At 56.1% G+C, this 11,669-nt stretch carries 11 protein-coding genes and 2 pseudogenes; 5 read left to right on the top strand and 8 right to left on the bottom strand.

The genetic code is table 11. The features are described 5' to 3' along the window. Positions 1-55 precede the first annotated feature (55 nt). Entirely contained in the window at positions 56-793 is a 738-nt protein-coding gene (locus tag HZS80_RS19740) for a helix-turn-helix transcriptional regulator (RefSeq protein ID WP_179917062.1), read from the top strand. A gap of 39 nt (positions 794-832) precedes the next feature. On the opposite strand, the gene HZS80_RS19735 is transcribed toward HZS80_RS19740, so the two are convergent. Continuing rightward, the gene (locus HZS80_RS19735) at positions 833-1,768 is read right to left on the bottom strand and encodes a LysR substrate-binding domain-containing protein (RefSeq protein ID WP_179917073.1); all 936 of its coding nucleotides are present in this window, start codon (positions 1,766-1,768) and stop codon (positions 833-835) included. A 97-nt stretch (positions 1,769-1,865) separates the two neighbouring features. Between HZS80_RS19735 and HZS80_RS19730 the strand changes: the two genes are divergently transcribed. After that, positions 1,866-2,795, top strand: coding sequence for a DMT family transporter (locus tag HZS80_RS19730; protein ID WP_052475520.1), 930 nt, complete (start codon positions 1,866-1,868; stop codon positions 2,793-2,795). Between the two features lie 36 nt (positions 2,796-2,831). Continuing rightward, positions 2,832-3,698: a putative RNA methyltransferase gene (locus tag HZS80_RS19725; protein ID WP_179917061.1), complete on the top strand. Its 867-nt coding sequence runs from the start codon at positions 2,832-2,834 to the stop codon at positions 3,696-3,698. 466 nt (positions 3,699-4,164) lie between these two features. On the opposite strand, the gene HZS80_RS19720 is transcribed toward HZS80_RS19725, so the two are convergent. From HZS80_RS19720 to HZS80_RS19705, 5 genes and pseudogenes are all read right to left on the bottom strand, one after another. Further along, a complete protein-coding gene (locus tag HZS80_RS19720; protein WP_179917060.1) occupies positions 4,165-4,635 on the bottom strand; it encodes a flavodoxin family protein in 471 nt (156 codons plus the stop codon). 73 nt (positions 4,636-4,708) lie between these two features. Further along, positions 4,709-5,029 carry a hypothetical protein gene (locus HZS80_RS23300; RefSeq protein WP_218927791.1) on the bottom strand — a complete coding sequence of 107 codons (321 nt, stop codon included), beginning with the start codon at positions 5,027-5,029 and terminating at the stop codon, positions 4,709-4,711. Between the two features lie 96 nt (positions 5,030-5,125). Further along, positions 5,126-5,842, bottom strand: a complete 717-nt coding sequence (locus HZS80_RS23295; RefSeq protein WP_218927790.1) for a DEAD/DEAH box helicase — start codon at positions 5,840-5,842, stop codon at positions 5,126-5,128. A gap of 250 nt (positions 5,843-6,092) precedes the next feature. Beyond that, positions 6,093-6,353 (bottom strand): hypothetical protein, encoded by a 261-nt coding sequence (locus HZS80_RS19710; protein ID WP_179917059.1) that lies wholly within the window; start codon positions 6,351-6,353, stop codon positions 6,093-6,095. Positions 6,354-6,365: 12 nt separating this feature from the next. After that, positions 6,366-7,059 (bottom strand): annotated as a pseudogene (locus HZS80_RS19705) (IS1595 family transposase). A 117-nt stretch (positions 7,060-7,176) separates the two neighbouring features. On the opposite strand from HZS80_RS19705, the gene HZS80_RS19700 reads away from it, so the two are divergent. After that, entirely contained in the window at positions 7,177-7,374 is a 198-nt protein-coding gene (locus tag HZS80_RS19700; protein ID WP_179917058.1) for a CsbD family protein, read from the top strand. A gap of 432 nt (positions 7,375-7,806) precedes the next feature. Here the strand turns inward: HZS80_RS19700 and HZS80_RS19695 are convergent, their stop codons facing one another. Both HZS80_RS19695 and HZS80_RS19690 read right to left on the bottom strand, forming a co-directional pair. Then, positions 7,807-9,840, bottom strand: a complete 2,034-nt coding sequence (locus HZS80_RS19695; RefSeq protein WP_179917057.1) for a CocE/NonD family hydrolase — start codon at positions 9,838-9,840, stop codon at positions 7,807-7,809. Positions 9,841-9,842: 2 nt separating this feature from the next. Continuing rightward, positions 9,843-11,162 (bottom strand): ATP-grasp domain-containing protein, encoded by a 1,320-nt coding sequence (locus HZS80_RS19690; RefSeq protein ID WP_179917056.1) that lies wholly within the window; start codon positions 11,160-11,162, stop codon positions 9,843-9,845. A gap of 269 nt (positions 11,163-11,431) precedes the next feature. Between HZS80_RS19690 and HZS80_RS19685 the strand changes: the two are divergent. Continuing rightward, positions 11,432-11,656, top strand: a pseudogene (locus HZS80_RS19685) (transposase); the annotation flags it as partial. Between the last annotated feature and the right edge of the window lie 13 nt (positions 11,657-11,669).

Below are 11,669 nucleotides of genomic sequence, written 5' to 3'. Positions count from 1 at the left end.
TAGTATTTGCTGCTTTTATGCGTCGTGCCCTTTCACGTTGCCTAATGAGGTTTTTATGTCCCAAGCCGATTCGCTGATTGAAATGCTAAAACGCCAGCTTCGCGCTCAGGGTAAAACCTATGTCGATGTTGCTCAGTGGTTGGCGCTGAGCGAGGCCTCGGTGAAGCGCCTGTTCGCTGAAAAGCACTTTACCTTGGCGCGGCTAGAGTGCATCTGTGATCAGCTTAATCTTGAGTTTGCTGAACTGGTGCAGGCCATGCAGGCAGAGGAGCAGCGTCTGCAGGAGCTGACCCAGGCCCAGGAGCAAAGCATTGTCGATGACCGAGAGCTGTTTCTGGTAGCTGTGTGCGTTATCAATGGCTATAGCTTCGACGAAATTCATCACCAATACCAGCTAAGTGAACCGGAGTGTACCCGGCAGCTACTCAAGCTTGAGCGGCTTAAGCTTATTGAGCTACTTCCCGGCAACCGCATCAGGCGGCGGGTAGCCGCCAATTTCCGCTGGCGGGCGGACGGGCCGATCCAACGCTTCTTTCAACAACATATTGCCAATGAGTTTTTCCGTTCCCGTTTTGATAGTGACCGTGAAAAGCTCGTAGTGCTCAATGGCCTGCTATCCCCAGCGGGTAATGCCGAATGGCAGCAGACCATGCAGCGCTTGGCGAAAGAGTTTCATGCGCTATGCGAACGGGAGAGCGGGCTACCCATCCATCAGCGGTTTGGCACGACCTCGGTGCTGGCGGTACGGCAGTGGCAGTACGGACTGTTCCAAGGCTATAAGCGCGAGAGTTAAACAAGAAGGTAGATGAAATAAAGGTTGAGACTGCCACCGCTATAGTGATGTATCACGAAAGCTGGCTGCTTCGTATTCAAGCCACTCCGTGAATCTAGCTACCGCCGGTGGCGCTTCTCCATTACTAGGTAGAATCAGTTCATAGGCGAATGGAGAAGAGAGTGGGTATTGCTCCGCAAAAGGGCGTACCAGAACACCGCTCGCTAGCCGGTCAGCCACCAATGGGTAGCTGGCGAGTACCACGCCTTGCCCGGCAATGGCCTGATCGAGAGCCAAGCTGTAAAGCGAGTATTGCCGCTGGTTGGGCATCTTGTTTAGCTCTACCCCGGCGCTTTTAAACCAATCGCTCCAGCTTGGAATGGGGTGGCCTGCGTGGCTGCACCAATCCACGGTGAGCAGTGTCTGTGTCAGCAAATCGTCGGGGGTTTGTATGCTTGCCTGCGCTAATAGCGAAGGCGAACAAACCGGAAATAACGTGTCTTCAAACAGGCGCAGGCTGGTGACACCGGGCCAAGGGCCCTGGCCGTAGCGCAATGATAAACGTGCTCTGTTGGGCAACCATAGCGGTGGCGTTAAGCGCGCCTCGGCATCCAGAGAGATTTCTATTTGCCGTTCATTAGCTTCAAAGCGGGGTAAGCGGGGGAGTAGCCAGAGTTGTAGAAAGGAGGGCGGTGCACTCAGTAACAATCGAAAGGCCTCTTCTGAGCGCTCGGTGACGTTTTGTACGCCGCTGGCGATGCGCAAAAGGCCTGCCTGCACATCTTCAGCCAGTACCCGGCCTGCTTCGGTAACGCATACCCCATTGGCATGACGCTCAAACAGCACCACGCCTAAGTGGCCTTCCAACTGTTTGACCTGTCGGCTAACGGCGCCAGGCGTCACCCCGAGGCGATAAGCGGCGGCTTTGAAGCTATTTTCTCGCACGGCCTCGGCAAACGCGCGCAATGCATTCAGCGGTAGCCTTTCTATTCTCATAGAGTGAGTTTTCATAAGCCTAGGGTCGATAAGTAATCGTTTGTATGCAATGACGCTTACTGCTGCAATGGGCACCTATATGTTATAGGAGCCCGCAATGAGTAATCAAAGAATAGCCTCCAACAACCACACTGTCTGCATGGTTGGTCGATCGCAGCGAAAGTCAGTGGACGCAACGGCAGCATCGTTGATGCTGCTATTTTGCCTGGTGTTGGGTTTTCAGCAGGTGGCGATCAAGGGTGTGGCTGAGGATATCTCACCCGTGGTGCAGATGGCCCTGCGCTCAGCTTTGGCGGTGTGTCTGGTCGGCGGGCTGGCTTCTTGGCGCGGTATTCGCTGGGCGGATGTGGGTCATCATTGGGGCCCTGGGTTGCTGGTGGGCCTGGGGTTTGCGGCTGAGTTCGCTTTTATCGCCTGGGGATTAACCTATACCTTGGCGTCCCACATGTCGGTGTTTCTGTATACTGCGCCCATCTTCGCTGCCCTGGGTTTGCATCTTTGGGTACCTGGCGAGCAGCTCTCCATTCGCCAGTGGTGGGGCGTTGGCTTGGCATTTCTGGGAATGGTGGTTGCCATGGCGCCAAGCGGTGCTTACAGCACCGAGATTCTTATTGGGGATACGCTGGGCTTGCTCGCTGGCCTCTCATGGGCGGCCACGACCGTCGTGATCCGCAAGACTTCGCTTTCTGAGGCGCCAGCAGAGCTCACTCTGAGCTATCAACTGAGCGTGACGGCGTTGTTGCTCCTGCCGGTGGCGGCTATATCCGGGCAGCTAATGAGCGCGCAGTTTACCCCAATGGCGTTAGCCAGCCTTGGCTTTCAGACGCTGATCATTTCGTTTGCTGCGCTGCTGTTATGGTTTACCTTGCTGCGCCGCTACCGCGCTTCGCAGTTAGGCGTGTTTTCTTTCTTGGCGCCGCTTTTCGGTATTCTGTTTGGTACACTGCTGCTCAATGAGCCGCTGAGTATTAATTTTATAATCGGCGGTGGCGTTATTTTAGTTGGCATCATTCTGGTGACTCGCTAAACGCATGCACCCATCTACCTTTGCGAAGACACCGATATGAGCATCACCCCTTTTCAAGCACTGGCGTGCCCGCTAGACGGAAAACCACTCAGTTGGTCGGATAACGTTTGGCGATGCTCTGATGGTCACAGCTTTGATATTGCTAAGCAGGGCTACGTTAATTTACTGCCAGTGCAGCAAAAGCGTTCTCACGATCCGGGGGATAGTAAGGCGATGGTGGCCGCTCGCCAGCGCTTTCTTGACGCTGGGCATTACCAACCCATTGCGGAGGCAGTCAGTCATGCTGTGTTGGGCCATGCCGAGGTTCAAAAGGCAGCCAGCCAGCCTTTTAGCTGCCTGGATGCGGGCTGCGGTGAAGGTTACTACCTTCGCCAATTAGCTGATGCGGTGACTAACACACAGCCACTTTCGCTGATGGGGCTGGATATCTCTAAATGGGCGGTATTGGCCGCAGCCAAACAGGATAATAAACAGGCACCGCTAAGCAGCTGGGTCGTGGGTAGTAATGCGCACATACCGGTGCAGACGGAAACGCTGGATAGCGTGCTGTGTATGTTTGGCTTTCCGGTATTAATCGAGTTTGCTCGTGTGTTGAAAACCGGTGGCGTACTACTGCAGGTTGAAGCGGGGCCTAATCACTTGAGGGAGCTGCGGGAGATTATCTACCCCACGTTAAAAGCTGAACGTGCGAGTAAGACGGTAGTGCCCGATGGCTTTATTCACCATGGCAGCGAGAGGGTAAGCTACTCAATTGCACTAAACGGAAGTGAGGAAACTGCCGATCTGTTGGCGATGACGCCGCATCTTTACCGAGCCAGCCCTGAGGGGCGTGATCGCGCAGCGGCACTTGAGGTGCTGGTGGTGACGGTGGATGTGCGAATAGTGATGTACATGCGAATATAGAAGGGTAGTGCAAACGCAGCTTTCCTTGCATGTCACACTACGATTGAGCAATGTTGACAAGCCATATTGTCCTGCATTTTCAAATGCTTGTGAGTCTCTGGTTATGGGGGTGCATGACATCCAAAAAAATGCAAATGTTGACAGTGGCGGTGGACGTTGATGCAAAATCTGTCAAACAAAAAGGGCGGGCTCTAGTGAGTCCTATACAAAGACGACAAGAACTTGTCGATAATGGTGGGAAAAGCTTAATTGGTAACTTGGTGTAGGAAAGAGGTCACATTCAGATCTGCTAGACCAATGTTCACTTCCAATGCGACTGTTATACGAATACGGAATATGCGATATATGTTGCTGAGCGAGTTAGCCTGAGCAAAAAGACTGTTGAGTGGACAAACTGGCAACAATTTTCTAAAGATCGCAACTCAGGGATTCGTACCAGTGGACAACATTTTCTCGACCCACCATCTCAGATGATTCCTGCCTCCAGGCTTGCGGCCATCGACAATCCTAGCTTCTCACACTGGTCGATGAATTCTGCCTGGAAGTCTCCTCTGCAGATCAGAGGGGCTTGCACTAATCTCCAACTCAACCCCTTGGTCATACTCTCAATCGCTCGGCAGGTGCCTGTGCCATCGTTACCAGCTCGAACATAAAAGGTGAAAGGTAGCCCTTCATTTTTATCGAGGCACGCGTAGTAGCATCTATCTAACATGTCCTTAACTAAACCTGCTTTGTACCCCAAGTTTTCAGTCGTGCCTAGAATAATGGCGTTGGCTGAATTAATGTCTTCGGGTTGAGTTTCAAGCAGGGAAAGAGACTGCACTTCTACATTCTCTATTTCGGAATCAGAGGCGCCATTGATTACAGCCTCGAACATTTTTTTGGTGCTCTCGGAAGGCGCGTGGGCAATAATTACCAGTTTCTTTTTTTTAGGCATGGCGGTCTCCGAGCTGATTGGGCATAAAGTGTCATTCTTACTTTTAATGATCCTTTTGCCATGCGGCCGCCTTTCATAAGCAAATCAGCAAAAGCTGCCGGTAGTGCTGCGAAAAGCTGACGTGATAGCTCGGTTCAGCGGTAAACTCGCCCAGCGAGTAGGTGCTCGGCGAAGCAGCCTCCAGGTTCTGTTCAGACTCACCCTCATTGCTGCCATCCGCATCGTTGTCAGCCCCGTTGCCGCTCGACACCGAATCAGAGGCAGCAGCAGGCAGCGGTAACTGGCTCAGCACCGCCAGATCCTCCGGCAGGTCGTCGGCAATGCGTTCGGCGAATCGCCGTAGTGTCGCCTCCGCGAGCATGAACAGCTTGGCTTGATCATCGGCTCCTCCCATGCGCCGCAGTATCCTCCCCAGTACCTGCCGGTAGTGTAGCTTGGTACGGATGCGGCTGAGAAAGCAGCACACCTGCAGGCGGGGGATGTCGGTTCCCTAGCTGATCATCCCAACCGCGATGATCCAGCGGCAATCGCTGTGTCGGAACGCATTGATGACCTGCTGGGCATTCGGGGTTCGGTTGGTCACGACGCACCAACCTTCCCCTCTGGCATCTAGCGCCCGGGCAATCTGCTGGGCATGCTCGATATCGGTGGCGACCACTAGGCCTGCCGTCTCTGGCTGGGTCAGATTAAGCTCATCCAGCTTGTCGCTTCCTCGCGCGAGCAGTTGTTCGATCACCTCGTCATGACGCAGCAAATCTTCGTAAGTCACAGGTGACTCCCCCAGTAGCTTGACGATACTGGGGAACAACCTAACGGTGTTCTCGGTTTCGACGGCTTCCGTGAGCGCTACTTGCTGGTTGTCCAGGAGCAGGATGCGTGGCGAGCGGCACACCCCGTCCGCGATGGCTTCCTTGAGACCATAGCGATAGTCACAGATCAGCTGCCCCTCGGGGGAGAGGTAGCGCGCCAGGGCAATGGCGCGGTCGTCAGAGCGCCACGGCGTGCCGGATAGCGCCAAGGTGAACACGGCCCGATCCTGGATTCTCTGCAGGATCTGTTGCCCCCAAGCGTTGCTCAGCAAGGGATCATGACCGGCGCAGTGATGGATTTCGTCGAAGACGACTAACACGCGATAGTCGTCTAGTAGTCGCCAGAAGACCTCATCGCGGTACTCCATGACTTGATAGGTGTAAGGACCCCCCCCCACCGCGCCGAACAAGCCGTCCAGCCGCTTGCCCGCGATGTGATTGCCGAGGCGATAACCATTTTCGGTGATAGAAAAGCCGCTATTGCCGCTATTAGCTGGTTTCGCTCTACGATTCTCGCGCTCTCGGCCTGTACCGTCGATTTGATTGAGACAGAATCGGGACGAAAAAGGTTAGGCAAGTGCTGCAGAAAATTCGTCACGGCGAGTTCAGCTAGGACCATGCAAAGCGCGCCGTCGAATCCATAGAACCTCACCTGCGTTGTGCGGCCTCGCGGTCTGGACGGCGATGGTGGAGCCAATCGAGCCAATCTGTCTTGAACACTACCGGCCCCGCCTCGCCGTCGACTACGGGCATGGTCGCACCGCGTAGATAGCGCATAAAGTCATCCTGGAGCGCTTCCGGGATGTCTCGAATCCGCACATAGGGCGTCCCCGCCGGTGTATGGTGCAGCTGGACGATCGGTTCGTCTTGGCATGGCGCCTGGCGCAGAGTGCGCCGACTGCCACCCAAAGTCTTTCCTGATTACGCATAAGGCTCAGCCAACTTCAGGAACCGGTATGGCATCGGCGGCGTTCTCGCCGCCACCGTCAGAAAGCGCGGGATCATGGCCTTGAGGTCATAGCGTCGATTGAACCGATACTCGAACTCGGCCAGGTAGCGTGGGGCATGCTGCCCGCGGATGGCTTGGTAAGTGCCGGTGATCGCGTTCTTGACGGGTGTTGACCCAGTTGAACTCGGGGTTCCCCCCACTGGCCCGCCCCCTGTGATGTGTCGGTAATGGACGTAGAGCGGAGTGTCGAAGGCTCGGAAACCTCCCAGGCCACCACTGATGACCTGGCTGCCAGGCGCCAAAGCCTGCTGCGCATAGCGACCGCGACGCAGCTGGACACGCTGTGGATGGCTGTCGTCATCGGTCTGCACGGCGGCACGAACGGAAACTTGTGCTCAGTGCTACGCCCGCGCTTTCCCGGCCGTTCCCCATCCAGGTAGGTAACATCCAGCTCGATGCGTCCGGCGAGCCTCTCTTTCTGGTTGCGTTTGTGCATGACCTGCAGCCGCTTGTGCTTGAGCTTCCAGGCGGCGTTGTCGCTGACGCCGAGCTCCCGGGACAGCGATGCTGGAAGAGGGCTGCTTGGCATTGCGCTTCCGTGCCGAACTGCTCGAGAAATGCCGGCAAGGACAGGCCGGACTGGAACTGGATAGGGTTGCGTGCCATGACGTCACCTCCTCTACTGGAGATAACATCAGTCTAGGAGAGACTGACGCGACGGGATAGTGGCTGATCAACATGAGTAATCAGGTATTTTTTCTACTTGATCGAAGGAGTAATGTCATGAAATGGGATCAGATCGAAGGTAAGTGGAAAGAGCTGAGCGGAAAGGCTCGCGCTAGCTGGGGCGAATTCACGGACAATGAGTTGGTCCAGATCGCTGGCAAACGTGAGCAACTGATCGGGATGTTACAGCAGAAATATGGCTTGGCGCGTGAGGAAGCCGAGCGTCAGGCGGACAAATGGGCCAAAAAACTGTGAACAGTGTTCGATGGACCTCGTGCATCCCAGCAGGGAGCTGTCCAGTGAAGAAGATGAGTAAGGGCAGTTGCCAATTCAATCGGCTCTTTGCCGACACAGCCAAGCCGTCTTGCGAGGTGTCATGCCTGAATTCATCGAATAACCGCGAAGCCCCCGCTATCCGCGAAGCCATGCGAGACGATGTAGATGATATCTGGCCGATCTTCAACGAGATCGCCGCCGCCGGTGACGCCCCGGGAGCAGGCTGTGGCGACATGGCTCGAGGCGCGAAGGAAGACCTGCGTGCTCGAGGACGCCGGGCGCCCTCCCAGCACCTACTACATCAAGTACATCAAGACCAAGCAGCCGAGCCCGGGGGAGCCTATCTGCGACTGCGGCTACATGGTGGAATCGGCGGCGAGGGGGTGACGACGGCCGCGAGAGCCTGCACCTTCACAGGAAATCGCGAGGGATTTGCAGATCCCAATTCCGGGAAAACACGCGTTTTTCCCCTTCCCAGGCATCAAGTTCCGCCCAGATGTAGAAGTTCTCGACGTCAGCGGTCATGGTCGTGTGCGTACTTGTACGTACCGACCAGTCACCGCGTCGGAAGTTGCGCTCCGTCTTCGTCTCGCCTTTGGGGGAGGTAAAGTCATCGTCACGGTAGGTATACCAATTGCGCGTGCAATTACTGACTACCAGGTCGATCTCATCGATGCGGTACACTCCCTGGTTCTGGATGACTTCCAGGATGGAGGTGTCCTCTGCCAGGTCACGATGGACCAGCCAGTTGTGATGCGGTGGCTCCAGTTGGGTCATGGTCAGCGGCGGTGCACCTTCCGGTGACTGGAAGTGAATGGTGACATCCTCCTCCCGTCCTGGACGTACCGGCAGTCCTAGTGCCGACCCGGTCGTCCGGAGAGTCAACTTCACTGGCTCCGGAGACGGCCAAGCAAGCGGCCAATAGGAGGTGGAGAGACTCACGCGCAGGCGATGCCCCTTGGGGAAGACTTGTGCCACGTGGTTCAGCGGTACCTGCGCGCGGAAGAACTCTCCTGGCGTCAGTGCCTCGGGGCGGTCGTTTCCGTTACGGTGGGTGAGATTGAAGATCCCGTAGGTGACGCGGGTCGCCTTATTATCGGCTGCCACGTCAGAGAGTCGCACTGCCACCATGGCCACTGGCTGGTTGCTGGCAATTTCAAGGTCCATTGTCGGCGCACCGAGGATCTCGACATCGGTGGCGAGCGGGTCGCTCTCGAAAACCAGAGCGCCGCCGTCCTCTTCGCGTTGATCGTGAGGCAGGTCGGGCGCCGCAGTGTAGGAACACCATTTGCCGGCGAACAAGCCGACACTCAGAGGCGACTGAATGATCATGTCACGTAGCGGCGGGGAGACATCCTGTCCAGTATCCTTCTCGAGCCGATAAGCTCCCAGTCGAAACCGCTGCGTCTGGATCCGCGACGATGGCCATTCGGCTTCTCCCACCCACCGACCGGGACGTTCGTGATAATAGGTCGTTGGAGGCACGCTGTCTTGCATCCAGGCCCGCAGCATTGGCTCGTCCATGATGCCGGTATCCCGTTGCTTCAGCCAGTGATCCCACCAGCGTAGCGCCTCCTGAAGGAAACCGATCGCGGGTCCGGGAATCCCCTGGTGGGGGTATTTGTGCCCCCAGGGACCGATCATCCCCAGGCGAGGAACCCGAAGATACTCAAGCAGCCCGAAAATGGCGTTGGTGTAGCCGTCCGCCCAGCCACCAACCGCCATCACGGGACACTGGATGGCCGCGTAGTCCTCGCCTACTGATCCGTGGCGCCAGTAGGCGTCGCGGCGCTGGTGGCGCAGCCAGGTATCCAGCCAGAGCCCGCTGCCGGAGAGCCGCGCGAGCCACATCTCGCGCCAGCGTTTGCCAACGAGCGCCGGATCGGGCGGACAGCTATTGGCGGAAAACATAGTGGTCGATTCCGACAGGTTATCGGTGAGCAGGCAGCCGCCCATGTAGTGCATGTTGTCGGCATAGAGATCATCGGTCGAACAGGCTGTGATGATGGCTTTCAGCGCTGCTGGACGGCGAGAAGCAATCTGAAGGGCGTTGAAGCCGCCCCAGGAAATCCCCATCATCCCCACATTGCCATCACACCAAGGCTGCTCGGCCAGCCAGCGGATGACATGTACGCCGTCATCTAGCTCTTGCTCGCGGTATTGATCTACCATGACCCCGTCAGACTCGCCGCTACCACGAAGATCCACCCGGATGCAGGCATAACCATGTGCCGCCAGATAGGGGTGGGTAATGGCATCACGTGCCCGTGTCATGTCACGCTTGCGATAGGGAATGTATTCGAGAATGGCCGGCACAGGAGACTGCCCGGCCGCTTTCGGGCGCCAAATCCGAGCGGCGAGCCGCTCGCCGTCGGCAAGCGGTATCCATTCATTCTCGATGACCTCGATCTCGCAGGGTAGCGATTCCAGGGTGCTATGACGCATGTCTATGCCTGTTTCTCCCCGGCCAATGGCCTGTATTCAAAGGGCAGCATCTCGACCACTTGGTGATACTTGTCCAGCATCTCGTGGACTGTGTTGCCTGCCACGTACACTTCTGCCAGGAGATAGCTGTAGGCATCCTGATCTAACAACTCTGATAGACAGCCACCTTTTTTCAGCGTTATCACCACGTCAGTGTCGGGCTGTGCGGACTTGATCTTGAGGAGGTCACGCTCGGTGGGCACTCGAGTTGCCACGGCATCGTCCTGTGAATAATGGCGCAGCAAGCACTTGGCAGCGTGTTTATAAGGACCTTGGCCGTGTTCGAAATGGGGCTGGTCGCCGAGAGCGACATGGATGGCAATCTCGTGGTTCGACATGCCATCAACCATCTCGAACTGATAGGAATGCGATTGTGAAATGCGTGGATTGATCTCAATGATCCAGAGGTCATCGGTATCCTGATTCCAGAAGAACTCCATATTGAAACAGCCGTTGTCGAAGCCGATCTTCTTGAGTATTTTCTCTGCTAGGTCGATAGCTCGCTGCTGGATATTTCGGGGAGATTTCGAAGGGTATTCGTAGCGAAGAAAACTCTTGTGGTTATGATCTCGCACCATATCGATCATCCCATGTGCACGATAGACACCGTGCTGGACGCTGCCTTCCGGTGCGATCTCTAGGCCGCTTATGCATTCTTCCGCTATTAGGTGGTTGCCGGTGATGCCCCTCACCTCTTCGGGCAGGGTGATCCAGCTCAATATCGTGTTGAACGAATCTCCAATACGGCTGATCTTCTCGCGGATGATGCCGATGGCATGCTCGAAATCGTGGGCATTGTTGATGCGGAACCCCAGCATGGATCCGTAGCCTTTTATGGGCTTGATCCAAAAAGGATAGTCGAGCGATACCTTTTCCAATGGGTCGTCGTCGAAGGGGTCAACAGCGCAGAAGCGAGGGGTGTGTTCGGGTGCCGTCTTTTGTTGTTCGAGCCGGCTCCAGTACTTGTGCGAACACTTGAGCACGGCCTCTAACGACGGTCCTGGCAACCCCAATTCCTCGCACAGTACGGCCGCTATTGGAGTCGCCGGGAAATCCCAGTGGCATACGATGGCATCAATGGAACCATCGAAGTCACGCAGAATGCCGCGTGCCTTTGCCAGCATTTCTTCGATTGCATAGTGTTTTTGATGAACCAGCTCTTCCGATCGCAACAGCGGGTAGAAGGTAAACTGGTCTGAATCGGGAATCTTCTGCACATCAGCGCCGTGCCGTTCGTCGAATCCCAGTACAAAGACATTCCTGCGCTCGCTCTGAATAGCCATTGCATGCCCACCCCTTTGCCAAAAAAATGACAGCCGGTCCGGCGCAAGTTCCTTTACATCAAAAAGGCAGCAGGGAGTCAGCCGCTTGATGCATGCCGCGACGCAGCGGTACCCGGAAAATCTCTTGATCAGTATGGTTCAGCAAGGCCGAGATTATGTTGATCATAGTCAACTTTCTGGCGATCTACCTGTTCACTCAGCGCAAGACTGGCATCTCGGCGCTGCAGATGTCGCGCGAGCTCGGCGTCAGCGACATGTTGAGAACTCGGCAATTCAACTGGGTTAACACCCTGCTGGGTAACGTCAAGAACGCCATCACTGGCACTTACCATGCCATCCGCGGGCAGCATGCCCCACGCTACCTAGCCGAGTTCGAGTACCGCTTCAATCGGCGCTATGACCTCAAGGCCACGATCCCGCGCTTCCTCACGGTGGCGGTGAGAACGCTGCCGATGCCGTACCGGCTCCCGAAGATGGCTGAGCCTTATGCGTAATCAGGAATCCATA

The organism is Vreelandella glaciei, from assembly GCF_013415125.1.
Classification (GTDB): Bacteria; Pseudomonadota; Gammaproteobacteria; order Pseudomonadales; family Halomonadaceae; genus Vreelandella; species Vreelandella glaciei.
This window is presented reverse-complemented; position numbering and strand designations above follow the sequence as displayed.

Bases quoted from the DNA above. Each gene is read 5' to 3' on its own strand.
- HZS80_RS19740 (WP_179917062.1), top strand. From the start codon at position 56: ATGTCCCAAGCCGATTCGCTGATTGAAATGCTAAAACGCCAGCTTCGC.
- HZS80_RS19735 (WP_179917073.1), bottom strand. From the start codon at position 1,768: ATGAGAATAGAAAGGCTACCGCTGAATGCATTGCGCGCGTTTGCCGAG.
- HZS80_RS19730 (WP_052475520.1), top strand. From the start codon at position 1,866: ATGAGTAATCAAAGAATAGCCTCCAACAACCACACTGTCTGCATGGTT.
- HZS80_RS19725 (WP_179917061.1), top strand. From the start codon at position 2,832: ATGAGCATCACCCCTTTTCAAGCACTGGCGTGCCCGCTAGACGGAAAA.
- HZS80_RS19720 (WP_179917060.1), bottom strand. From the start codon at position 4,635: ATGCCTAAAAAAAAGAAACTGGTAATTATTGCCCACGCGCCTTCCGAG.
- HZS80_RS23300 (WP_218927791.1), bottom strand. From the start codon at position 5,029: ATGGGAGGAGCCGATGATCAAGCCAAGCTGTTCATGCTCGCGGAGGCG.
- HZS80_RS19700 (WP_179917058.1), top strand. From the start codon at position 7,177: ATGAAATGGGATCAGATCGAAGGTAAGTGGAAAGAGCTGAGCGGAAAG.
- HZS80_RS19695 (WP_179917057.1), bottom strand. From the start codon at position 9,840: ATGCGTCATAGCACCCTGGAATCGCTACCCTGCGAGATCGAGGTCATC.
- HZS80_RS19690 (WP_179917056.1), bottom strand. From the start codon at position 11,162: ATGGCTATTCAGAGCGAGCGCAGGAATGTCTTTGTACTGGGATTCGAC.